The following is a 24,810-nucleotide window of genomic DNA, read 5'->3' as shown; positions in this document are numbered from 1 at the left end:
AAAGAAAATGAAAAAGATAGTTATAACAGGCGGAACCGGTCTCATCGGGAATATCCTTTTTACGATGTTCAGCCAGCGCGGGGATCAGGTGTATCTTTTTTCGCGGAATCCGGAATCAGCTAAAAAGAAGATTCCAGGCGCGGCGGGCTATCTGAAGTGGCGGGGTAATGATGCCGACTACACAGCCGATCTGGAAGGGATGGATGCAGTTATTCATCTTGCCGGAGCTAATGTTGCCGGTAAAAAGTGGAATGAGGCTTACAAACAGGAAATTTATGACAGCCGCATCGGCTCTACCCGCGCGCTGGTTGAAGCCATGAAAAATCTGAAGAAAAAACCGGAAGTGTTTGTCTGCTCCTCAGCGGTGGGTTATTACGGTGATCCGGGTGAGAGGGAACTGACCGAAGATGTGAAGCCGGCTGATAGTTTTCTTGCAGATGTATGTGTTCAATGGGAGAAGGAAGCTGCCCGGTCAGAGGAGGCCGGAGTGCGGTCAGTACAGATAAGAACTGGTGTAGTGCTTTCCACCGAAGACGGAGCCCTGAAAAAACTGCTGCTGCCGTTTCAGCTTTTTGTGGGGGGACCGCTTGGCACAGGCAGGCAGTGGTTCCCGTGGATTCACGCTGAGGATATTGCCGCAATGTTTATATACGCAATTGATCATCCCGGAATGCGCGGTCCATATAACGGTGCCGCTCCTCAGCCGCTGCGGATGAAGGAGTTTGCCTCTGCACTTGGCAGGGTAATGAGAAGGCCTTCGCTGTTTCCCGTACCGGGATTTGTCCTGCGGGTTATACTTGGCGAAGGAGCAGCCGTGGCCCTTGCCAGCCAGAAAGTGATACCGAAAGCAATATTGAATGCAGGATATAAATTCCGTTATCCGGAAATAGACGGGGCGCTGCGGAATCTGTTGAACAAGTAATGACAGGTCGTGACCTGTTATAACCTGTCACAATGGCTGAAATGTCAGTATCCGGGAAAATTCAGAGCAGGGGAAAGATTTAACGCAAAGTAAGCAAAGGTTCGCGCAAAGTCCGCAGAGTAATTCTCTGTTACGGGGTGATTCCGCGTAAAAGGGTTAAGATGTAAAGGGGAACAAGCAAAGAATTAAGGGGCGGAAGGGATATTTTCTAAAACATCTTCTCCTGAACCGGACCGGTATCTTTTTGGGGAAGAGGTTTCATGGGCACACCGTCAAAGGAAACAGGTATTGCTCCTTTTTCGATAAGGAGATGGTTGGCGTTTGTTTCACCGGCTTCGGGCTGGCGGACGTAGACAACTCTGCCTTTGCGTAATCCGTCTGTAACTCCTGACCAGGTTCCCCCTTTGGCAGCCGACTCAGCAACATATATCTCCTCCGCAAAACCGTATATAATAGGATTGCGTGCCATAGCCAGTTCAGAACGCCATGGGGCCTTGGGAAAGAACGTGCTCACAACCAGCACATCACCGTCAATAATCTGTTTATAGTACTGCTTAAATCCGGATGCAAAGGTCATAATGCCCTGTGGCAGAACGATAATGCTTTGTCCCTTGTGAAGGATTGATGAGTCAAGCGCCTGTTTATCCACTCCTTTTGCAAATCCGCTGACCACTACCCTGAATTCTTTGGCGGCAATTTTTGCGATGTTATCAGTAAACTGCAGTGCCTTTTCTGATGCATCACGGGAGCCAACAACAGCAATGGACTTTTCACTGAAGATCTGTTTATTTCCCTTTATATATAACACCGCCGGTGCATGGTTGAGTTTAAGATTGGCCTTCAGTGTTTTTGAGTATTCCGGCGAAGTGATGGGTATGATTTCATAACCCTGGCTGAAAAACGCTTCGGCAAGAAATGCATTAGCGGGAAGCTCCTCCTTTGCCTGTCGGAGATCGAGGATTTGTTTTTCATCCAGACCAAAATCAGCGCGCCATTCCTCCGGGGAGAGCGCAAAGAACTCCTCAATCCCGATCTTTTTTTCATGATGGAATTGCACGATCAGCGAGTTTGTTTTAAGATAACCCCACCTGGGGAGGTGTGCAATGGCTATCCAGTAAGGAGCTTCTTTCATCGGTTCAGGTATTAAAAATTATTGGGAGCAATATAGTGAATTAGAGGGTATCTCCCCCGACCGTTTTGGCAATAACCGCCGGGGCAATAAGTTCAGCCCCCTGCAGGGTAAGCATTTTTCCGATCTCCTTTACGGTAGCGCCGCTGTCGTATATATCATCTATCAGCAGGATTTTCTTTCCTTTTACCAGTCCGGGCGCTATGAGAGTAAAGGCATCTTTTACATTTTCAGACTTCAGTTTTGCGCTTTCAAAGATTTTCTGCTGCTGTGTGACGCGGGTTTTAACCAGTTCATGATAAACAGGAATCCGGAGTGCTGAACCAGCCCTCACAGCAAAAGATTTCACCAGATCACCATGATTAGACGGGGGAACATAAAGAATAAGATCAAAACGGGTACCGGCAAACTGCTGCTTAACCGCACGGGTGAACATCTCCACAAGAAAATCAGGGAACTCTCCCCCCTGCTCATATTTGCAGCGGTGGAGAACACTACCAACCTGAGAAAAGCCGTAAAATGAAGCAGCAACTCCGCTTACCAGATTAGAGGTTTTTAATTCGATTTCAATTACCGGAAAGCAATTCAGTTTGAAATCAGCAAGTTTTTCAGTCCACTCAGGAGTAACCTGCACACGTACTTTCCTTTCTCCGGTGTTGTCGCAATTAGTGTAGTTGTGATCATAGCTGTCCCCCAGATAGTCACACAGGAATTTCATGCGGCTTTCCCCGGTTTGTATATATGCGGTCATCTGGTCAAGATCCTGCATTTTGGTTTTACGGAGTTCATCAAAGGACGTGGTGTCTATTTTGGTTGATTTTCCAGTCAACTCATACATTTTCTGCTTGCCGAACTGCACTTCACGGATAATTCCCTGATCAATCAGGTCAGCTTTAATCACCCGTATCTGATTGAGTTTCAGATTCACTTTGCGGAGGATATCCGTTTCGGTAAGCATTTCCTGTTCAAGTGCATGAATGACTTTCTGGTACTTCTGAACAGACGGGCGGGCGTTTTCTATAAATGATTCGGGCAGCCGGCGGTCATCCGGGCCGTGGAAGAGCATTATATATGAGGTTTCACCATCCCGTCCGGCTCTTCCTATTTCCTGATAGTAATGCACCGGAGACTGCGGCATCTGGGTGTGAATGATAAACCGTATATCCGGCTTGTCTATACCCATGCCGAGCGCGTTAGTGGAAACAATGCACTTCCACCGGTTTGACATCAGCCCGTTTTCAATTTCCACGCGGGACTCTGCATCAAGTCCTGCATTATATCCTCTTACTGAAACTCCGCAGCGCTCAAGCCATTTGGTATAAAGATCGGTATCGGTGCGGGTACCCGTATATATAATTCCCGTGCCGGGCATTTTTTCGATATTCTTGCCGAGCCAGATCATTTTTTCGTCATCGGATGAAACAGGCACAACGAACAGTTTAAAGTTATCCCGGAGGAGATTACCGCGCAGGATAGTCAGGTTACCGCCGATCTGTTCGGCGATATCTTTTTCAACCCGCTTTGTTGCAGTAGCAGTCACCGCAAGAACCGGAAGCCCCGGGGGCAGCAGTTTAACCAGATTGATAATACGCCGGAAAGCGGGGCGGAAATCATGTCCCCATACGGATATACAATGTGCTTCATCAACCACCACCATGGAAAGATTCATATTGACCGCGGCTTCAATCCACTCGCTGTTTTCCTGACGCTCCGGAGCTATGTAAAGGATTTTAATTTTCCCTTCTTTTGCCTCCCGGATAATATCGGTATTTTCTTCCTCTGTCTGTTCGCTGTTGATACACCTCGCGGAAATGCCCAGTGAAGAGAGTTTTTTCACCTGATCACGCATCAGGGCAATAAGCGGGGAAAATATCACTGTGGTTCCGCTAAAAACCGTTGCTGGAAACTGAAAACAGAGTGATTTGCCGAAGCCGGTTTTTTCGATCAGAAGGACACGTTCACCTTTAAGGACACGGCTGACAGCTTCCCACTGACGGTCGTAAAAAGAGGGTATTCCAAAACGCTGTTTTAGAAGCAGCTGCGCTTCAGGTCTGGTCATAATTGAGCCCGGAAAAAATGATGGGAAAATTATGAAAGAGAAGGTGAAAAACGAAATTTAATGGTTGTTTTTTCTGACGCATGAACGCTCCCCTCCTGAAAGCCCCAACACCCCGCGCAAAGGGTTTCCCGCAGATTCCGCAGATTTACGCTGAATTTTAAGAGCAGTGTCCCCGGAAGGGTTTGCGTAAAGATGATAATACGCAAAGGGCTACAGACCGAAATTCCAGAAGCCAACTCCGTAGCTGTAAAGCCGCAAAAAGCTATAAATACCCCAAAATTCATACTTCATAATCCATAATTCATACTTCATCGTTAAATTTGGGCTTCATTTTTGCAATTTTACTTAAAGACCCAATGCTCGATATTAAACTCATACGTGAAAACCCCGATTTTGTAAGAAAAGGCCTTGCCGCAAAGAAGGAAAAGGACCGCATCGGTGAAATCCTCACCCTGGACGAAGAACGCCGCTCCCTCATCTTTGCCGTGGAGGAACTGAAAGCCAAAAAGAATCAGGCCTCGGCTAAAATCCCCCAGATGAAAAAGGCCGGTGAAGACACCTCCGCCCTGCTGGCTGAAATGAAAGGGGTCTCCGATGAGATTACCGCCAAGGACAAACGTGTAGCCGAAATCGAAGAAGCGATCAACAACATCCTGGCATATATACCTAACCTGCCGCATGAGTCGGTTCCGGTTGGTATGTCGGCTGAGGAAAATGTGGAGGTGAGAAGATGGCTGCCGGAGGGATTCAAGTTTGAAAACGAATTCACTCCGCTTGACCATATTCAGCTTGGCAAAAAACTGAATATCCTTGATTTTGAACGGGGCGCGAAAGTCACCGGCTCCGGTTTCCCGGTTTATAAGGGAAAAGGGGCAACGCTTGAACGCGCGCTTATTAACTTCTTCCTGGATATGCACATTAACGATCACGGGTACGAAGAGATTTTCCCTCCGTTCCTTGTGAACCGCGACTCCATGAAAGGCACCGGCCAGATTCCAAAGATGGAAGAGGATATGTACTTCATCGAAAAGGACGGGCTCTACCCTATCCCCACCGCCGAAGTACCGATTACCAATATATATAGAGATGAAGTTCTTGCGGAAAAAGATTTACCAGTTAAGTATGCAGGATACTCAGCCTGCTTCCGCCGTGAAGCGGGTTCGTATGGAAAAGACTCCAAGGGCTTCCTTCGCGTGCATCAGTTCAACAAAGTTGAAATGGTGAAGTTTGCCCATCCCGATACATCATATGACGAGCTTGAAAAACTGGTAAAAGATGCCGAAGATATCCTGCAGGCGCTGAGAGTCCCCTACCGGATTCTGATGCTCTGCACCGGAGACCTGAGTTTCTCCGCTGCCAAGTGTTATGACATAGAAGTATGGTCACCCGCCGAGCAGAAATGGCTTGAGGCCTCTTCCTGCTCAAACTTTGAAGCATTCCAGGCGCGCAGAGCGAATATTAAATACCGCAGGGAAGAAAACAAGAAGCTGGAATATATACACACGCTGAACGGATCCGGGCTTGCCACCAGCCGCCTGATGGTTTCGCTGCTGGAAAACTGCCAGACTCCCGAAGGCACCGTTGTGATACCAAAGCCGCTGCAGAAATATACCGGCTTCAGCATTATCGGGTAACAGGAACATCTATATATACTCAGAGAGAATGATTAATTTACAAAGCAAAAGATATATATGACAAAAGCACAGTTAACGGTTATTGGCGCGGGTCCGGGCGGATACGCTGCCGCATTTTACGCTGCTGACCTGGGAATGCAGGTCACGCTTATTGATATGGAAAAGAATCCGGGCGGAGTGTGTCTCTACCGGGGATGCATCCCCTCCAAAGCGCTGCTGCATGTGGCAAAGCTGATTAATGAATCAAAAGAATCAGCACACTGGGGAGTTGAGTTTCAGCCGCCGGTTATCAATCTTGAGAAGCTGCGGAACTGGAAATCCAGCGTGGTCGGAAAAATGACCGGAGGGCTCGGCGTGCTTTCAAAGCAGAGAAAAATTAATTATATACAGGGGCGCGCGCAGTTCATCGGCTCCAATACTCTTTCTGTGGCAAAAGCAGAAGGGGGAACTGAAGAAGTGCAGTTTGATAATTGCATCATTGCGACAGGTTCGGTTATTGCTACTATACCGGCATTTGAGATTAACAGCAAGCGTTTGTTGAACTCAACCTCAGCGCTTGATTTACCAGAGATTCCGGAGTCACTTCTGGTTGTCGGCGGAGGATATATAGGGCTTGAACTTGGTTCCGTCTATCAGGCGCTTGGCGCAAAGGTTTCTGTGGTTGAAATGACCGGCGGACTTCTCCCCGGCGCTGACCGTGATCTGGTTGCGCATCTTGCAAAGATGCTTGATAAGAAGTTTGAAAAAATTATGCTCAACAGCAAGGTGCTTGGTATCCGCGAAGTTGAGAACGGTCTGGCTGTTAAAATTCAGGCGCAGGATGGAACCGAAACAGAAACCGTATATAGCCACGTACTTGTTTCAATAGGAAGAAAACCGGTTACCGCCGGACTTGGCCTTGAAAACACCAAAGTAAAGGTAACACCACGCGGCTGGATTGAAATTGACAAACAGTGCCGCACAGCCGATCCTAATATATTCGCTATCGGTGATATAGCCGGTGAGCCGATGCTGGCCCACAAAGCATCACACGAAGCGCGTGTTGCGGTTGAAGTGATTAACGGACACAAAGCTGAGTTCGCTCCCCTTGCTATCCCGGCCGTAGTGTTTACCGATCCTGAAATTGCATGGGCTGGATTAACTGAAACTCAGGCGCGTGAACTGGGCATTAAGCATGAAGTTGCAAAATTCCCCTGGGCGGCATCAGGACGTGCGACCACATTAGACAGATTTGACGGTGTTACAAAACTGATTGTCCGTTCGGAAGATCAGCGTGTGATTGGTGTTGGCATCTGCGGACCGGGTGCGGGCGAACTGATTGCCGAAGGTACGCTGGCTATTGAAATGGGTGCAAATGTTGAAGATATGAAACTGACGATCCATCCGCATCCGACATTGTCCGAAACGGTGATGGAAGCGGCCGAAGTATTTTTCGGACAGTCATCCCATTTTTACCGCCCCAAACGCGGGTAATATATATTATGATTTGTAGAGACGATGCATGCATCGTCTCTACTAAATCAGGAAATTTGTTTTGAAAATATCGCGTTCAGTTGTCTGGTTACTGCTTCTACTCTTTTGCCCCCTTTTGCGGTTGTAACTTTCAGAACAGCCAGAGTAGAATTCACATCAATTCTGTTAACCTCTATATGTCCCTCTTCATCAAGCAGGCAGATATAAAATCCTTTTGCTGAGAGCTGAATATCCTCAATTGCGGAAACTTCCTGTTCAATTCTCCCCTCAGACAGGTCAAAATGTGAATACTCATTAAAGAAATTCCTGAAGGTCCCCTCTTTATCAAAATATTGTTTAGCTGCTCTTTTGACTGCGTTTAGCGTTAAACTGCTTCCGATGTTTATGTTTTTTTCACTCAGCCCGTCAATTTCTTCGAAGCTTCTTTCATGTTTGTGAGGGATAATTAAAACCTCATCAGTTGCCAGTTTTGTGATGTTTTTAACGGTTTCCTGATTAACCAGCACACCCCTGCTCCAGTCGGATTTTAATTCATTTCGCTCTTCTTTCAGACCGAGATGATCAATAATTTTATCCTGAACATAGTATATTCTTTCTTCAGCGCGCGTTTTTTTACTGTTTTCAATTTCGGGATTGGAAACCGCGGGAATATCTGTGGCAAAGGAAATACGCTCCTCATTTTTATCAATCTTTACGATGTTAATGATTCTTGAACTGCTGAAATACTTTACCACAATTTTGTCAAGATGCTTAAAATCAAGATTCTTCAATTTAACCTGTTCGATTAATTGAGTCCGGATTTCGTTGCTTAGTTCATTTCCCTCAATTGCGTGCGAAACTTCCTTGTTCCCTTTTATGGCAAACCAAAACTCATAGTGCTCTTTTAACTCCTCGGCGTATACTAATGCAGGCTCTTCCCATGTTCCGGCAGATACAGGGTCGTAGGGAACCGGCACAAACTTTTTGCCCGTGGCCCGTAAGATCTTTTCACCCGCTTCTCCCAATTCAGACAAACTGATAACTTTTACTCTGGTTGATTCAAACAGTTTGTTGTATCTCTTAAACAGGGTCAGGTCATCATCAAACCATTCCACCCAGTTTAGTATATGCTCCTTAATAAGGTCTTTGTCAATATTCTTCGGAATTTCTGCTCCTTTATTCCTGAACTCTTCAAGATACAGGTTAATAGTTTCTTCATTCCAGTTATTAAATGCTCCGCTTGGTACAATTGCAGTTAAAACTGCACGCTTCATTTCCTCGGTCATTATGCTCCGGTGTAGTTCATAGTTGAAATCAAATATAAATTAATGGCAGTAAAAACAATTTTATTCTGCAGTTGAAGTTTTTGGAGAATACAATGCTTTTGTGTCGCCGACAAACTTCATCAGAAAATCAATGCTGCGCTCGGGGGTTTCGAATCGGTTTTCAATGATAAGTTTCAAAATTTCCTTATCCTGCTTAAAGGTGCAGCGTTCATCGGTAAGGGAGTTAACATACTGCATCAGCAGAGTGAACTGTCCCTCGTAGAACTCATCCTTTCCTTTCGGGAGAGTGATTACAATAACCTTGCGCTGAATATTAATCCGCTCAAACAATACTTCTGATGCTCGCAGCTTTAGCAGCGCGCATGCAAGCAGCCTGTTAACCATGACCGGAGTCTTGCCGAAACGGTCAATAAACTCCTGCTCATACTCGCGCAGTTCTTCTTCTGTTTTAACCGAGAAAAGTCCGGTATAAAAATATAACCGCTCATTCTGCTCCGGCATATAGTGATGGGGAATGCCGATTTCAAACCATGTTTCAACAGCGGGGTCTGACCGCCTCTCCTCCTTAGGCAGGTCTTTAAATACTTCGCGGAACTCTTCTGCTTTGAGCTCTTCTACCGCTTCGTTGATCAGCTTTATATATAGATCAAAGCCGACATCATTGATTGTTCCGGACTGTTCAGTGCCGAGCAGGTTCCCAGCACCGCGTATTTCAAGATCGCGCATGGCAAGGTTGAATCCCGCTCCGATATCCGAATATTCCTCGATGGCCTGCAGCCGTTTAAGCGACTTGCCATTAAGCGCTTCTTTGGAGGGAACAAGAAAATAGGCATACGCCTGCCGGTCAGAGCGCCCCACGCGGCCGCGGAGCTGGTGCAGTTCGGCCAGCCCGAAACGGTCTGCCCGGTTCACAATCATGGTGTTCACATTAGGGATGTCAATACCGCTTTCGATAATCTTGGTTGAGATCAGGACTTTATACTCACGATTGAGGAATTTATGGATGACATCCTCAAGGTCAGCCGGTTTCATCTGACCGTGTGCTATGCCTATCTTCAGCTCGGGCATATAGCGCAAAAGGTAGGCGGCAAAGTTTTCTATGGAGCGGACGCGGTCGTGAACGATATATACCTGCCCTCCGCGGCTTAGTTCGTGATTCACCCACTCTTTAATCCTGTGAATATCAAAGACCTCAATTTTGGTATATATCGGCTGACGGTTCGGAGGGGGCGTGGTAACCAGTGACAGATCGCGGGCCCCGAGCAGTGAAAGATTCAGTGTGCGCGGTATGGGGGTTGCTGTAAGTGTAAGAGTGTCCAGATTTGCTTTTACCAACTTCAGTTTGTCCTTTGCCACAACGCCGAAACGGTGCTCTTCATCAATGATGAGCAGACCGAGATCCTTAAACTCAACATCCTTGGAGAGAATGCGGTGTGTTCCTATGACAATATCAACAACACCTTCTTTGAGTCCCTTAACCACTGCGGTATTCTGCTGTCTGGTCATAAATCGGCTCATCTGTTCAACGCGGACGGGAAACTGCTGCAGCCGGTCACGGAAGGTGTTAAAATGCTGCTCGGCCAGAATAGTGGTGGGGACCAATACAGCAACCTGCTTCTGATCCTGCACCGCCTTGAAAGCTGCCCGGACAGCGATTTCCGTTTTCCCGAAGCCAACATCGCCGCAAACGAGGCGGTCCATCGGGCTTTCCCCCATCATGTCGTTTTTCACTTCATCAGTGACTTTGGACTGGTCAGGTGTATCTTCGTATATAAACGATGCTTCAAGTTCGTTCTGCCAGATAGTATCAGCGCTGAAGGAATAACCTTTGGATGCTTTTCTGCGTGCGTAGAGGAGAATCAGTTCGCGGGCGGCTTCTTTGATCCGCTTCTTTGCTTTCTTCTTTGCGCTTACCCAGTCAGTGCCGCCGAGGGTTGAAAGCTGCGGAACAGCACCTTCTGAAGCTGAATATTTTTTTACCTTGTTCAGGTAGTTCAGATTCACATAAACGGTACCGCCGTTTTTATATATCAGCTTTATTGCTTCAAACTCTGCGTCGCCAATCTTAATGGTCTCAAGTCCCTGATAGCGGGCAATGCCATAATCCTCGTGAACAACATAGTCACCGAGCACAAGCGTGGAAAGATCTTTGCTCTTTCCTTTTTTCTTAAGCTGCTTTGAACTGACTTTTGTGCGGTAGGGCTTCCCGAAAATTTCATAATCGGTCATCAGCAGAAGGTTATCCTCCTGTGATACAAATCCTGCCTTAACCGGCCAGGTGATAATCTTTATTTTCCCTTCATCAAGCAGCGATTCAAAATCTTCATGTAGGCCGGTGATGATATCCTCAAGCCGTCCTTTCTGAATGTCATTTTCGGCACTGATAACTACGGAATAATTCTTTTGTATATATTCACTGATAACAAGAGCAAGGGTTTTATAATTCGAGTGAACAGCGGGGGCGGGCTTCAGGCCGGATTCAATGCGGTCTCCGGTGAAAGGTTCTTCAATAAGGATTTTCCCGCTGAAGGAGCCGAAGATATCCTCGGGTTTAAGAATGCTGAACTCCTGCTGCGAAATCGGATCCGCCGCGCTTGCCGTAACGGTTTCCACGGGGATATCGGTATCTTCATCAAAGACAACGCTCGTCTGGCGTGAAGAATCAGAGACTGTCAGATCAGGATGCACCTGTGCAAGTTCCTCGCTTCTGAGAAGAATGAGCGGGTTAGAAAGATACTCGGTAAATGGAATCAGGGGAACATTTGTATCTTCATCAAGAGGACCCGCAAGGGTGACCATTTCTGCATTGCTGGTTGAGCGCTGAGATTCAGGATCAAAGTAGCGGATGGACTCGATGAAATCACCGTCAAACTCAATGCGCACTGGGCTGTTTTCACTCCATGACCAGAAATCAATAATAGCTCCGCGGCGCGAGAATTCGCCTTTGTTTTCCACAAACTTCTGGCGCGTATATACAAAGTGATTGAAGTATTCACCCATTCCCTCGTAGCCGGGATTATCATCCATGGAGATGCGGAGGAGATTTTCCTCATGATGCTTTTTGTCGGGCACTCCGGAAAAAAGAATATCATATACGGCATAGATAACGCACCGCTCCAGGGACTGAAGCGAGGTGATTTTTTCTCTCAGTTCGTCAGGTTTAATTGAAGGAATCTCCATCACCGGGCGGGCAGGGTCTGAAAGCCGCATTTCGGTTGCTGACTCAGCCACCGCCTGAGCATCGGGAAGCAGTACCAGAATGTGACCAAACTGTAATGCTGCCTGCCTGAGGAACAGTGAACGTGCTGCACCAAACATAGGTGATATGCGGACAAATTTATCCGGTTTATGAGCAATTTGAGAGGTAATCTGCTTAACGGGGGAAAGAGCTTTGCTGAATCCGGGAATCATAAATTTCTATAAAATGCGATACAAAACTAATGATGAATTATGAATTGTGAAGTAAGAAATGTGAAACTGGTTACTATTTCAAAAAGTAAAGCTAATAACGGATGCTCATGAGCTACAAATCTCCAAGTTTAAGATAATGAATGAATATTTCCGCCTACCCTTTATTTGGATTTAATCTTAATAATAATTAAATTTAAGGTAAATGTTATAGAAAATCTGACAATAATTAAGATGAGAATGGCCGTTTTTTCCTCTTCCCCGTGGTTCCTCTCTCGTAATGTCTCCGTACCGGCCTGTGGGCTCGAAATACCCGGCGCGGCAGGACAAGGGCAAAATGTTGTGATTCAGATATTCTGTATCCGGAACAGCCGGCTCCCCTCTCCGCATCAATCATATCCCTGACAGTTTGCATGAAAAAGAAATTCATTTTCAGACTTACCCAATTACATCCTTTTCTTCCCGGTTATCTCATCATTATTCTTTCTTTAAGTATGATAAGTCCCCTCTCCCCCCAGACGAGCGGGGAGGCACCTTCCGCGTTTCAGCATGAGCTCTCCTATGCGCACGAATTTGTTTCCAACTTATGCGGGGGGCTGCAAAAGGGAAACGAACACCTGGGGATGGCAAATCTGCGTCTGATGATTAATCCCGATTATGCATCTCTCTGGAAAGAGGGCAGATTTTTTGTGAACGCCGCAATGACCTTAGGGGGAACTCCCGCCGGAAGCCTGACGGGGGATTTTCACGGACTCTCAAATATTGAAGCGGGAAAGTTAATATATATCCACGAACTCTGGTATCAGCACCGTTTCGGCAGTACCATTATAACCGCCGGCCTGCAGGATTTAAATAAGGAATTTCTGGTCAGTGATAACGCCGGTTTGCTCATTAACAGCACGTTTGGGGTACCGGCTCCCCTTGCGGGTCTTGCTTTAATGCCGATATTTCCGCATACAACTCTCGGAGCCGCGGTACAGCACCGGATAAGCGAATCATTCCATATTCAGACTGCAATTTATGACGGATGCCCGGATGATTATGAAAACAAACGCTTCAACCTTAACTGGAAACTTTCAAAACAGGACGGATATACATCTGTCAGCGAACTCCACTATGTTTCACCGGAAAATGGCGGAGGCTTGTCCGTTAAAGCAGGGTACTTCTATCATACTTCATCAAGACATGAGGATGAGGCAGAAGGGTTCAGGAATACATCCTCGGTCTATCTGATAGCCGACCAGAATATATATGCATCACAGGGTGGCACTGCGGCAGGGGTATTTTTGCAGGGTGCGGTAAATACCCGGTTATCCGCCCGGTCATTTTCGTATCTGGGAGGGGGAATAACTATTGCCGGACTTATGGCCGCACGCCCGGATGATATTCTGTCTTTCGGTTTCGCGAATACTTTTTCAGCCGGTGCAGAGGATTCCATCAGCGAAAGCATTCTGGAACTAGCATGGAGAATTTCGCTGAGTGAACAGGTTTTTATTCAGCCTGATGTGCAGTATATAATTAACCCCGGCAGCGCATCAGAAAAACTGAATAATGCAGTGGTTGTTCTTTTGCGCGCAGGGGTAACACTTTGATATCTGTCCCCTCCTGATTACGAATTACTTCATCAGAGATGAAGAGGTACGGTAACCATTTTGGTAACAGTTCCGGCCGGAATTTCTTCAAACGTACCATACTGCATCACGTATCCCAGAACCGTATAGCGGAATGAATATCCTGCGCGCAGAATCTCCGATGAACTGTATATATCACCGGAACTTCTGGTGAGTAAGAAGGACTGTGCCAGAGCGGGCAGCTGCTTCATGTCGGTTATGGTGAGCGTGGTGTCAAAAAGCGGAATGGTCTGACCCGGATTGCTCTTGGGTGATTTATTGATAAACAGCGTTACGGAGAGGGCGGCGCTGTTATATATGGTGTCGGTAAACGTATTTCCGGTAAAGAGACCGAACTGCACCTCAGTCCGGACAGGCAGTTCGGCCGGTGCTGAGGGGGCGGGATCCTTGCCGCATCCGCTGAAAAAAACCGCTGTCGAAAAAATTACGGTTAACACATACATTCTGATCTGTTTCATCTGTTCCTTTGATAATAATATTTGACGGTGCAAAAATAGAACCCGGTATCCCCCTAATCATGCAGAACTGAATAAGCGGAAAATTCACTGTATCAGCGGTTTTTTGATTTGTTTTCCGGCCGGCGAACATCGGAACAGGCAATATATATGGTCCGGCGCCCGCGGCAGACACCCTCTCCGGCCTTAACCGGCCGGCTGTTTTTTTGCTTTTTAGTCTCCCACTGCCGTTGTAAATTGCCCCTTATTTTGAATTTTTGTCAGACGGATAAGAGATTATGAGGATTGCGTTTGCATCCGCGGAGGTTTTTCCTTACGCAAAAACCGGGGGACTTGGGGATGTTCTTGGCGCCCTGCCCAAGATTCTTAAAAAACAGGGTTTTGATGTCAAGGTTTTCCTGCCAAAATATGCCACAATTGACCATTCCAAATACGATCTTGATTACTGCTACCCCATAGGCGAAATGCCGATCCGCGTTAACGGAACCGTCCACAAAGTTAATGTTTTCCACTCCATAATGCCCGATTCAGAAGTGGATGTCTATTTTCTGGACTGCCCTCATTACTATAACCGCTCAACCATTTACACAAATGACCGGGATGAGGATGAACGTTTTATTATGCTCTGCAAGGGTGTGCTGGAATCCCTTCAGCGGCTGCAGTGGAAACCGGATGTGATTCACTGCAATGACTGGCAGACAGGTCTGATTCCGCTTTATCTGAAAGATAATTATAACTGGGACCGTTTTTTTGACGGAGTTGCCACGGTTATGACCATACATAATATTGCCTATCAGGGGCGTTTTGGCAAACATACCGTTGAGAAAGCAGAAATCAGGCCGGAGCTGTTTTATCAGAATAGTTCGATTGAAGTATGGGGCAATATCAGTTTTCTGAAAGCGGGACTGATGTATGCTGATGCAATTAATACCGTAAGCTATACATACGCTCACGAAATAACCACCTCCGAGTTTGGCGCCGGGCTTGAAGGAGTTCTCCGCCACCGCATTAACGACTTCTGGGGAATTCTTAACGGAGTGGATTATCATGTGTGGAATCCGGCGACGGACAAACACCTGCCGTTCCACTACTCCCTGTCAGACATGAGCGGAAAAGAAGCAAACAAGAAGTTCCTGCTTGAATCGGTACATCTTCCTTACCGGGAGAATGTTCCTCTGATCGGGATCGTGAGCAGAATGGTTTCGCAGAAGGGGTTTGATCTGATAGCAAGGGGGATTAATGAACTGATGCAGCTTGATGTGCAGTGGGCAGTGCTCGGTACCGGTGAAGATGAGTTTGAAGATTTATTCCGCTCCCTTTCCTATGTATATCCGCAGAAAGTATTCAGTTATATCGGATTTAATAATGATCTTTCTCATCTGATTGAGGCGGCCGCTGATATATTCCTGATGCCGTCATACTATGAGCCATGCGGACTGAATCAGATATACAGTCTGAAATATGGCACCGTTCCCGTTGTCCGCAAGACCGGCGGTCTGGCGGATACAGTGAAGGACTGGCATGAGCTCTATTATAGCGGTAACTATGACGGAACCGGATTCACCTTCAATGACTACACTCCCTACGCGCTGGTTTCAACCGTACGCCGCGCGGTGGATGCGTATTATGACAAAGATTTATGGAATAAAATAATCCTTAACGGTATGCTGAAGGATTTCTCCTGGGAGAATTCCGCGCGAACATACAAGGAACTGTATCATCATGCGCTGAAGAATAAGCGTGGATGAATTATGAATTATGAAGTATGAATTATGAATTATGAATGGGTTTGATTGACTATGAACAATAAAAATACTTAGATTACGGTTCAGAGTAAAAAGCTAAAAACCAAAAAAGTTTACCATTATTAAATACACAGGAAATTACAAAGGAGAGAGATGAGTCAGGGCAGAGGTTCGACGGGTAATGTTATTGCGGCGCTTGCAAGTTTCTTTATTCCGGGACTTGGGCAGCTGCTGCAGGGGAGACTGATTAAAGCTGCTATTCAGTTTGTCCTTGCTTCAGTGCTCTGGTTTCTGTTTCTTGGCTGGATTATTCATATCTGGTCAGTATATGACGCCGCGACTTTCAAAGATTAAAAAATAATTGATTATTGAGAATGGGAGAGGGGAAACTTTCACAAAGAAAACAGCATTAAGCGGCAAGGCTCACTAAAATATCCTCAGCGGTTTTCTCCACCCCAGGTCAGTTACGGACTATTAAACGCTATTTTATCCGCTTATAAGTAAATTCAACTGCTTTAGCTTCTTTTTCTCCGGGCGGAATGTTAAACATTGTCATTATTAAGGTATCGGAATCAGGCTGCTCAAAAGCGGTGCGCCAGCCCCAGCGGATACCGGGGGAACCTGTCGCATAACTGCCCAGTACAGAATATACACCATCCTCAAGTTTCCCTTCTGAAAACAGGATGCTGGTTCCGTTGTGAAAACTGTCAATCCATGCAGTCTGAAATTTTTCTTCAGGAAACGATGCCCCGATAATCATGATCCCTGAATGCTCCTTCCCCTGAAGCGAAGAAGTATATTCATGCATTACAAACAATCCGCCAAGCACCTGATAGATCTTCCCCTGCACCTGAGACTCATCCGCCAGTTTGTCCGGCTCAAACCAGGTGCGTGATGTGCCTTTCCACGTTCCGCACATATCAGCGAATTTTTTATGATGACCTGACTGCAGAGACTCTTTGAACTTGCTCATTGAAATTTCCTTTACTGAAGTGTAACAACTGATTCAACAGAGGCGAGAAGGGAGTCATCCTTTATATACTGCAGCGCTTTAGCGATATCGTCATGCAGGATGCGGTCTTTATCAAGATGAGGGATGCGTTCACGGATGAAGTTGTACGCAGCGCCAGTGCCTTTGCCGCAGGAAAGAGGTTTCAGAAAATCAATTGCCTGGCAGGCGGTGAGTATTTCGATGGTAAGAACATTTTCCAGATTCTTAAGAATCTTATAACACTTCTGCGCGGCAATTGAGCCCATGGAGTTATGATCTTCCTGATTTGCAGAAGTGGGAATTGAATCCACACTTGCCGGATGGGCAAGTACTTTATTTTCGGAAACCAGAGAAGCAGCGGTATACTGGGCAATCATCATGCCGCTGTTAAGACCTCCGTCTTTAGTAAGGAAGCGGGGAAGCCCGAAGCTGAGCGCACCATTAACCATCCTTTCTATCCGGCGCTCAGATACATTGGCAAATTCAGAAAGCGCAATTGCCATATAATCCATAGCAAGAGCAACCGGCTGCCCGTGAAAGTTTCCACCTTCAAGATGATCACTTTCATCAGCAAAGATGAGGGGATTATCGTTGGCTGAATTAATTTCCGTTGTGATAATATTACTCACGTAATCAATGGCATCACGCGAGGCGCCGTGAATCTGGGGCACACAGCGGAGAGAATAGGCATCCTGCACACGGGTATCACCGGTTAGATGCGAGGAGCGGATTTCGCTGTCCTGTATGAGAGAAAGCATATTCCGCGCGGTATCTTTCTGTCCCTTATACGGGCGCAGATTATGAATCCGTTCATCGTAAGCCCGGTCGGTTCCGCGGAGCGCTTCATGTGAAAGTGCGGCGGCAATATCAGCAACTTTTTTAAGTTTTTGCGCGCGGATTGATATATATGCCCCGAAGGAGGTCATCATCTGGGTTCCGTTGATCAGGGCAAGCCCCTCTTTGGCATCAAGAATAACCGGAGTAATGCCCGCGGACTTAAGATACTTTTTAGAAGGAGCGGGCTTGGTATGTTTCTGAAAGGTATAGAGCGGTTCATTAATAAGATATGCAGTGCCCTCGCCAAGCAGCGAAAGAACCAGATGGGAAAGCTGAACCAGGTCACCGCTAGAGCCAACAGAGCCCTGAGAGGGAACAACAGGTATAATGCCGCTGTTCATCATTGCCAGCATCGCTTCGGCAGTTTCGGGGCGAATGCCTGAGTGCCCTTTGGCAAGAGCATTAACCCGGAGCAGCATCATGATCTTAACGATTTTAGGAGGAAGCGGCTTTCCTGTTCCGGCTGAGTGGCTGAAGATAAGATTTCGCTGAAGCTCTTTTATTTTATCGGGAGAGATTTTCACATTGCTGAACTCTCCGAATCCCGTTGTGACACCATAGATGACCTTATCTTCCTTCATCCACTTATCAATCAGCGCGCGTGATTTTTTCATTTTGGAGAGCGCTTTCGGAGTAAGAACCGCGTGAAGATTTTTTTTGAGAAGGTTTTCTATGTCGCTGAGCGAAAGAGAATTTCCGTCAAGCTGGATCTGCTTGTCAGCCATGGAGTATATTCCTTGCAATTTCAAGATTGGCATTGCTCACGCGGTACCGCAGAGTTACCCCGGTATCAAGATATGTTTCTTCCAGGATATCCGCGATATTCCGGATACGCGCAATAAGAAAAGATTTTTCAATAGGGAGTGTTACTGTTTCTTCCGCAAATCCGGATGTAGCAAGCGAGGAGATCATTTCAATAAGAGCATGAACGTTGAGTCCGGTAGCAGCGGAGAGTGATACGGAAAGATCAAAATTCTGCCGTATATATTCAAGTTCAGCGGTGTTGTCCAGCTTGTCAATCTTATTAAAGACTTTTATAACCGGTTTTGTATTGCACTCAAGACTTTTCAACGTTTCATCCACCACCTGAATATGATCTTCAAAAAACGGGTGTGAAGCGTCAATGATATGAAGGATAATATCAGCTTCACGCACCTCACGCAGCGTACTGCGGAATGAAGCAACAAGGTGATGCGGCAGTTTACGGATGAATCCGACCGTATCGCTGATGATAGCGTTAACGCTGTTTTCAAGCTGCAGCGTGCGGGTGGTGGAGTCAAGCGTGGCGAAGAGTTTATCTTCAGCAAGAATGCCGGCTCCGGTAAGAAGGTTAAAAAGGGTGGATTTGCCCGCATTGGTATATCCGACTAGTGATATACGAAGCAGTTCCTTGCGGCGCGCTGTCTGCGTTTCACGTTGGCCTTCGATTTTTTTAAGCCGCTGCCGAAGCATGGCTATACGGTCACGGACAAGCCGGCGGTCGGTTTCAATCTGCGTTTCACCGGGGCCTTTGGTTCCCACGCCTGCATACTGCTTGGAAAGGTGAGTCCATTGACGGGTAAGGCGCGGCAGATAGTAAAGAAGCTGTGCGAGTTCAACCTGCGTTTTAGCTTCGTTAGTGCTGGCATGTTTTGCAAAGATATCCAGAATAAGAGCGCTGCGGTCAACTATTTTTTTATTAATCGCCTTTTCAAGATTACGCAGCTGAACGGGGGAGAGATCATCATCAAAAATTACCAGATTAATGTTGTTATCTTCAACATACTGTTTAATCTCTTCTACTTTTCCGGTACCGATAAAGTACGCGGAGTCATAACCACTGCGGTCCTGAATGAATTTCTTAACCGCAACAGCTCCGGCAGTTAAAGCAAGCTCCTCAAGTTCGTCAAGATGTTCGTCCACGGTATCGCGCGTAACCCGGGAGGTTTTCAGCGCAACAAGGACAGCCTTTTCAAACGGATCTTTCTGCAGTTCAATCATGATGGTGTGTAGGTATCAGAGGGTTATAGTCAGGCACCTTTTTTGCTGCTGTCAGCAAATGCTTCGGAGGCAAGCCGGTCAACCAGTTCGTTAAAGTGAACTCCGGAGTGGGCAAGCACTTTTTTCCAGCGGATATGCACCGGAGTATGCTGTATATACGATACATACCTTCTGGTAACAGGATTATTGGCCTTAAACTCACCGGTAGCCCATTTCTGTGAATTGATAAGGTCGTGGCAGATACGTACTTCCCGTATCTGATGTTTTTTGCACCACTCAAGACCCTGAATGATAGCTTCTAGTTCACCTGCAATCTGATGGGTGCCGTTCGCATCCTCAGCAGTCATAAGTCCGTTGGCCGAGTGAGTAACCTGATTTTCCTGCACGAGTGCAAAAGCATACGAGGTCTGCCCGTTGCGGTAGGAGCCGTCAACATAGAGTTCCGGAATCCGGGCCATGTGGGCGGGTTCTTCAAGCTGTGGTGACTCAAATGAAAGAACAGAATTAAGCAGCGGAAGGCAGAGATCGTTTACTTTTTCCGAGATACCCGGAAAATTCAGCTCGGAAGTAACCAGAGAATATTTCTTCTTTTTAGGGCTGTAATAAACGATAATATTGCCGAGCGGCTGTTCTGCAACCAGTCCGATTTTAATACTATACTCCCGCAGCGAGTCTCCCAGCAGAAAAGCTGAGAACCCGTTTTTGTTAAGGGCGTGGATGCATATTTCCGCACCGCGCCGTATTTCATGTTCGTTACTATATTTCATAATTATTTCTTCCCGGACATTCTGGCATGGTCCTTAAGGAATTTTTTTTCGCCTTCTTTTTTGCCAAATTCCTCCCTGTAGGCATTATATATATCGCAGTCTTTGCACATGCTGCCGCAGCACTTATTCCACTTTTTTTCAGAAAAATTCTTACGGAACTTGCTCATTTCCCAGAAACAATGAAAAAAACATCCGCGGGCAGAATAAAACGCATTGTGTTATTTACCGGTAAGTTTTTTAGCTTTTGCAACAACATTTTCAACCGCGAAGCCATATTCTTTCATAAGCACTTTCTCGGGAGCTGACGCGCCGAATTTTTCAATGGTGATAAATTCACCCTTATCTCCTGCATACTTAGACCAGCCCATAGAGATACCCGCCTCAATAACGATGCGGTTCTTCACGTCGGGAGGAAGCACGGTATCTTTATATTGCTGATCCTGCTTCTCGAAAAACTCCCAGCAGGGGAAACTAACCACTCTGGCTTTAATGCCTTCCTTTTCAAGAGAGGCGAGAGAATCCAGCGCCAGACCGACTTCAGAGCCGCTGGCAAGCAGAATAACATCCGGTTTTCCGGAGGTATCTTTCAGTATATATGCTCCCTTAAGCAGATTGTCTGCTTTGGGGTAGATCTCCTGATCGAGAATCTGCATTCCCTGGCGTGAAAGGATAAGGCACACCGGACCTCCTTTATGAAGGATGGCGGCTTTCCACGCGGCAGAGGTTTCATTTGCGTCACCGGGGCGGATAACCGTTACTCCCGGAATAGCGCGCAGTGATGCAAGGTGCTCAACCGGCTGGTGGGTCGGGCCGTCCTCGCCGAGACCGATGCTGTCATGAGTAAATATATATATATTCTTGATGTGGCTGAGAGCCGCAAGGCGGAGCACAGGGCGGAGATAATCGGAAAACTGCAGAAAGGTGCCGCCGTACACAATCAGTCCGCCATAATAAGCCATGCCGTTCATGAGTGAGCCCATGGCATGTTCGCGGATGCCGAAATGAAGATTTCTGCCCGCATAGTTATCTTTTGAAAAACCGCTTTCCCCCTTCATCATGGTATTGTTCGATGGGGCAAGATCAGCCGAGCCGCCGAAAAGCGCGGGGAGCTTTTTTGCAATTGCGTTAATGGCGTTGCCTGAGGCCTGGCGTGTGGCGAGCTTTTTGCCGTCATCTTTATATACGGGAAGGTCGTTCATCCAGTCCGTGCCGTGGCTGCCGCTCATTACTTTTTCAAACAGTTCAGCCTCCTGCGGGTAGTTCACCCGGTACTGGGAGAGCATCACGTTCCACTTCTTTTCATGCTCTTCATATTTCTTTTTAAGCGATGAAAAAAGCGCGGATACTTCTTCTGGTATATAAAACTCTTCTTTATACGGCCAGCCAAGATTCTGCTTGGTGAGTTTAATTTCATCGGTACCGAGCGGGGAGCCGTGAGCGGATTCAGTATCCTGCTTATTGGGACTGCCATAGCCGATGTGGGTTTTGGTAATAATGAGCGAGGGTTTATCCTGTGCCTGGCATTTTTTAAGAGCTGATTCAATCTGGCCGAAGTCATTCACATCACTGATATGTTCGGTGTGCCAGCCGTATGCCTTAAAGCGGAGTTCAATATTTTCTGAGAAAGCAAGATGCGTTTCACCGTCAATGGTGATGCCGTTATCATCATAAAAGAAAATGATTTTACCGAGTTTCAGATGACCTGCCAGTGAAGCAGCTTCATGAGAAACACCCTCCATCAGATCGCCGTCACTGCAGATGCCGTATATATAATGGTCAAGCAGTTTTATATCGGGTTTGTTAAACATAGCGGCAAGATGAGCCTGAGCCATTGCCATGCCCACAGCGTTTGCAAAACCCTGGCCGAGCGGGCCGGTGGTGGTTTCCACGCCGTCGGTAACGCCAAATTCAGGGTGTCCGGGGGTTATGGAATTCCACTGCCGGAACTGTTTAAGCTGTTCCATCGGGAGGTTGTATCCGGTAAGGTGGAGAATGCTGTAAAGCAGCATACTGCCATGTCCGGCTGAAAGGACAAAGCGGTCGCGGTTAAGCCATTTTGGGTTGGCGGGGTTATGCTTCATTTCCTTAGCATAGAGATAATATGCTATGGGGGCGCATCCCATGGGCATTCCGGGATGTCCGGAATTGGCTTTCTGAACTCCTTCTGCAGCAAGAAAGCGGATGGTGTTAACTGCCAGATTATCCAATTGAGCCGGTGTACTTTCCAAATAAGCTCCGTCTGAAAAATTAAAATATTGGTAAATTAGCTTTAAATATACAGTGATTTTGCGAGAAATTCCGAGTTAAAACAGTTCCGGCAGCAGAACCGGTGAAAGGAGACTATGTTCTGGAAGTGCCCCAGGTGCAGTAAAGAATTTGCCAAAACAAGCCAGAGCCATATCTGTGAAAATGTGGATCCGCAGCAGCTTTTCAGCGGAAAAGAGGAGCAGGTATTTGTTCTTTATCTGATACTGCTTGACCGGGTTGAGCAGAAAATGAGAACGATTGTAACAGCGACAACGAAATCGGTGACACTCTATTCTCAAAGCAGAAGGTCATTTCTGGTCATCTCCCCCCGCAGGAAGTTTCTGGATGTCTGGTTCTCACTTGATACAAAAATGGATGACCCCTGGATAACAAAAATCTTTCAGGCATCAAAGAAGAAGTATGTTCATTACGTAAGAATAACAGAGAGCAGGCAGATAAACGCTGCTCTGATCCGGGCTGTTGCAAAGGCATATAAACTGGTAAACGGGGCGGGGTGAGGAAAAGAAATATTCCAGGATCGAACAGAGCTGGTCTTAGGGCTCATAGCTTTTTCTTATTTTTACATCCGTTGTTGTTTTGATTTACTGATATACACGGATTTATGGCCAATAAAGACTTCTACCGCTTTGCTCATGCGTATGATATTGCTTTTTCTGACAGGGATCATCAGGACGAGTATAATTTTCTGATCTGGTGTTTTAATAATTTCGCTAAAGTTGAGAACATCTGGAACTATGAGAAGGTATTTCTGGAAGTGGCATGCGGACCGGCAAATCAGGCGCGAACATTTGCGGAGCAGGGGTGGAAGGCTGTCGGGCTGGATTTATCAGAATCCATGATTGAATATGCCCGGAGCAAAGATAAGGAAGCGGGAGTTGAGATACAGTATTATGCCGAAGATATGACGGATTTCCACATAAAAGAAAAAGCGCTTATTGTCTCAAATCCGCTTGAAAGTATATCACATATATTAACCAACGAGGGAATGGTGACTCACCTTCGAGCGGTCTCAAACGTAATGGTGAAAGGGGGAGTATATATCATTGAAGGGACTCACCCGAAGTTTTTCTTTCCTGATAATCTTCCGAATACCTGGACCATGAGAGAGGGGGATACGGAAGTGGATATACTCTTCGGGCTGCCGGAGGATGAATATGATCCGGTTACGCAGGTATGGAACGTAACAACACGGCTGGATATTAAGCAGAAGCACAGGAAAATGGTCACCTCGGAGAGCAAAAGTTTTCACCGGTGGTATCTGGCACAGGAGTTTAAGATGCTGTTTGAGCTATCAGGTGCATTTGAGTCAATAGATTTTCTTGGAGATATAACCGTCCCGGCACCTCCGTTAAGTTCCGGTCCGGAGTGTGAATCAATGTTTGTGGTACTGAGGAAGTAGCCCCCCCTCCGACACGTCGGAGCGGGGACCGGCTCGGGATTCCGCTCTCGTTTTCACTCCGGTCTCCGAGCGGAGTCGAGGAGACCAACACTGGGACCGGCCCGGAGACCGACTAAAAGAATGAGTTTTCAAAACCCGGTGTCCGAGCGGAGCCGGAGACCGCCCCTTTTAAGGGAAGGGTTTTCTGAAGATATATGAGGAACTCTCGATAGGGCAGTAATTCGCACTCATAAAAACTACAATCCATTGGCCTTTCTATAAATAGATGTGTTTATATCAACGCAGTTAAAATTTACCAATATTCCAAGTTTTTTTCCTGAAAGCTTAAGGTAGGTAACCAACTGCTTGTGATGTACTTCCGCCAGATTCTCTACGGATTTTATTTCAATTATCACTTTATCTTCCACAAGTAAATCTATTCTATATCCGGCTTCAAGTTTTTTATCCCCGTAAATTAATGGAAGCTCTACCTGAGACCTGACTTTCAATCCAACAGTTGTCAGTTCATAATACAAAGCGGCTTCATAAGCGGATTCCAACAGGCCGGGGCCCAATGTATTGAACACTTTATAGATGGAACCTCTTATTTTATAAGAAATGTCGTTTTCTGTCATAGAGTCCTCAAAATTATACAGCTAAAATATAAAAGGAACTTTTTATCCGGAGAACAAAAGTTTTTATTGTGAGGTGGGTTTTCCTGTTTTCTCTGCGATAATCTGTGAAATTTGATAGGAAATCACAACAAAGGGGACCAGGAAGTTTCCCGCAGATTACGCAGATTTCCGCGGAATTTTTGCGATAATCCGCGAAATTTGCAGGAGAAAAAGGAACTTTAGACGATAAGATG

The 24,810-nt window shown here is 46.5% G+C and carries 20 protein-coding genes; 8 read left to right on the top strand and 12 right to left on the bottom strand.

Translation table 11 applies throughout. The features are described from left to right. Positions 1 to 7: 7 nt before the first annotated feature. Positions 8 to 922, top strand: a complete 915-nt coding sequence (locus HRU80_02085; protein ID QOJ27718.1) for a TIGR01777 family protein — start codon at positions 8 to 10, stop codon at positions 920 to 922. A gap of 208 nt (positions 923 to 1,130) precedes the next feature. Here HRU80_02085 and HRU80_02080 read toward each other — a convergent pair whose 3' ends face one another. Together HRU80_02080 and HRU80_02075 are read right to left on the bottom strand one after the other, a co-directional pair. Further along, on the bottom strand, positions 1,131 to 2,054 hold the full coding sequence (locus HRU80_02080; GenBank protein QOJ27717.1) for a DNA-processing protein DprA: 924 nt from the start codon (positions 2,052 to 2,054) through the stop codon (positions 1,131 to 1,133). A 40-nt stretch (positions 2,055 to 2,094) separates the two neighbouring features. Then, on the bottom strand, positions 2,095 to 4,110 hold the full coding sequence (locus HRU80_02075) for a RecQ family ATP-dependent DNA helicase (GenBank protein ID QOJ27716.1): 2,016 nt from the start codon (positions 4,108 to 4,110) through the stop codon (positions 2,095 to 2,097). A gap of 356 nt (positions 4,111 to 4,466) precedes the next feature. Here HRU80_02075 and serS point away from each other — a divergent pair, with 356 nt between their 5' ends. Next, positions 4,467 to 5,744, top strand: coding sequence for a serine--tRNA ligase (gene serS / locus HRU80_02070; protein ID QOJ27715.1), 1,278 nt, complete (start codon positions 4,467 to 4,469; stop codon positions 5,742 to 5,744). 57 nt (positions 5,745 to 5,801) lie between these two features. Next, positions 5,802 to 7,217: a dihydrolipoyl dehydrogenase gene (gene lpdA / locus HRU80_02065; GenBank protein QOJ27714.1), complete on the top strand. Its 1,416-nt coding sequence runs from the start codon at positions 5,802 to 5,804 to the stop codon at positions 7,215 to 7,217. A gap of 47 nt (positions 7,218 to 7,264) precedes the next feature. On the opposite strand, the gene HRU80_02060 is transcribed toward lpdA, so the two are convergent. Both HRU80_02060 and mfd read right to left on the bottom strand, forming a co-directional pair. Beyond that, entirely contained in the window at positions 7,265 to 8,482 is a 1,218-nt protein-coding gene (locus HRU80_02060) for a hypothetical protein (protein ID QOJ27713.1), read from the bottom strand. Positions 8,483 to 8,542: 60 nt separating this feature from the next. Next, positions 8,543 to 11,893 (bottom strand): transcription-repair coupling factor, encoded by a 3,351-nt coding sequence (gene mfd / locus HRU80_02055; GenBank protein ID QOJ27712.1) that lies wholly within the window; start codon positions 11,891 to 11,893, stop codon positions 8,543 to 8,545. Positions 11,894 to 12,303: 410 nt separating this feature from the next. Here mfd and HRU80_02050 point away from each other — a divergent pair, with 410 nt between their 5' ends. Then, positions 12,304 to 13,482: a carbohydrate porin gene (locus tag HRU80_02050; protein QOJ27711.1), complete on the top strand. Its 1,179-nt coding sequence runs from the start codon at positions 12,304 to 12,306 to the stop codon at positions 13,480 to 13,482. Between the two features lie 32 nt (positions 13,483 to 13,514). On the opposite strand, the gene HRU80_02045 is transcribed toward HRU80_02050, so the two are convergent. Further along, on the bottom strand, positions 13,515 to 13,979 hold the full coding sequence (locus HRU80_02045; protein ID QOJ27710.1) for a hypothetical protein: 465 nt from the start codon (positions 13,977 to 13,979) through the stop codon (positions 13,515 to 13,517). Positions 13,980 to 14,254: 275 nt separating this feature from the next. On the opposite strand from HRU80_02045, the gene glgA reads away from it, so the two are divergent. Together glgA and HRU80_02035 are read left to right on the top strand one after the other, a co-directional pair. After that, the gene (gene glgA / locus HRU80_02040) at positions 14,255 to 15,724 is read left to right on the top strand and encodes a glycogen synthase GlgA (protein QOJ27709.1); all 1,470 of its coding nucleotides are present in this window, start codon (positions 14,255 to 14,257) and stop codon (positions 15,722 to 15,724) included. 150 nt (positions 15,725 to 15,874) lie between these two features. Beyond that, a complete protein-coding gene (locus HRU80_02035) occupies positions 15,875 to 16,075 on the top strand; it encodes a hypothetical protein (protein ID QOJ27708.1) in 201 nt (66 codons plus the stop codon). A 127-nt stretch (positions 16,076 to 16,202) separates the two neighbouring features. On the opposite strand, the gene HRU80_02030 is transcribed toward HRU80_02035, so the two are convergent. The 6 genes from HRU80_02030 to tkt are packed head-to-tail and all read right to left on the bottom strand — an operon-like array spanning position 16,203 to position 22,524. Beyond that, entirely contained in the window at positions 16,203 to 16,694 is a 492-nt protein-coding gene (locus HRU80_02030; GenBank protein QOJ27707.1) for a DUF1579 domain-containing protein, read from the bottom strand. A gap of 11 nt (positions 16,695 to 16,705) precedes the next feature. Continuing rightward, positions 16,706 to 18,274, bottom strand: a complete 1,569-nt coding sequence (gene hutH / locus HRU80_02025) for a histidine ammonia-lyase (protein ID QOJ27706.1) — start codon at positions 18,272 to 18,274, stop codon at positions 16,706 to 16,708. Continuing rightward, a complete protein-coding gene (hflX, locus tag HRU80_02020) occupies positions 18,267 to 19,529 on the bottom strand; it encodes a GTPase HflX (GenBank protein ID QOJ27705.1) in 1,263 nt (420 codons plus the stop codon). Before hflX ends, hutH begins: the two co-directional genes overlap by 8 nt. 29 nt (positions 19,530 to 19,558) lie before the next feature. Then, the gene (locus HRU80_02015) at positions 19,559 to 20,296 is read right to left on the bottom strand and encodes a reverse transcriptase-like protein (GenBank protein QOJ27704.1); all 738 of its coding nucleotides are present in this window, start codon (positions 20,294 to 20,296) and stop codon (positions 19,559 to 19,561) included. A gap of 2 nt (positions 20,297 to 20,298) precedes the next feature. Further along, positions 20,299 to 20,463, bottom strand: a complete 165-nt coding sequence (locus HRU80_02010) for a hypothetical protein (protein ID QOJ27703.1) — start codon at positions 20,461 to 20,463, stop codon at positions 20,299 to 20,301. Positions 20,464 to 20,514: 51 nt separating this feature from the next. After that, the gene (gene tkt, locus HRU80_02005; GenBank protein ID QOJ27702.1) at positions 20,515 to 22,524 is read right to left on the bottom strand and encodes a transketolase; all 2,010 of its coding nucleotides are present in this window, start codon (positions 22,522 to 22,524) and stop codon (positions 20,515 to 20,517) included. Between the two features lie 114 nt (positions 22,525 to 22,638). Here tkt and HRU80_02000 point away from each other — a divergent pair, with 114 nt between their 5' ends. Together HRU80_02000 and HRU80_01995 are read left to right on the top strand one after the other, a co-directional pair. Further along, the gene (locus HRU80_02000) at positions 22,639 to 23,061 is read left to right on the top strand and encodes a hypothetical protein (protein QOJ27701.1); all 423 of its coding nucleotides are present in this window, start codon (positions 22,639 to 22,641) and stop codon (positions 23,059 to 23,061) included. Positions 23,062 to 23,165: 104 nt separating this feature from the next. Then, positions 23,166 to 23,963, top strand: a complete 798-nt coding sequence (locus HRU80_01995) for a class I SAM-dependent methyltransferase (GenBank protein QOJ27700.1) — start codon at positions 23,166 to 23,168, stop codon at positions 23,961 to 23,963. Positions 23,964 to 24,199: 236 nt separating this feature from the next. Here HRU80_01995 and HRU80_01990 read toward each other — a convergent pair whose 3' ends face one another. Beyond that, positions 24,200 to 24,577, bottom strand: a complete 378-nt coding sequence (locus tag HRU80_01990; protein QOJ27699.1) for a GxxExxY protein — start codon at positions 24,575 to 24,577, stop codon at positions 24,200 to 24,202. Positions 24,578 to 24,810 lie beyond the last annotated feature (233 nt).

The sequence above is a fragment of the Ignavibacteriales bacterium genome (assembly GCA_015709675.1).
Lineage (GTDB): Bacteria > Bacteroidota > Ignavibacteria > Ignavibacteriales > Ignavibacteriaceae > H2-BAC3.
The sequence above is the reverse complement of the archived record's forward strand: the minus strand, read 5'-3'. Positions and strand labels throughout refer to the sequence as shown.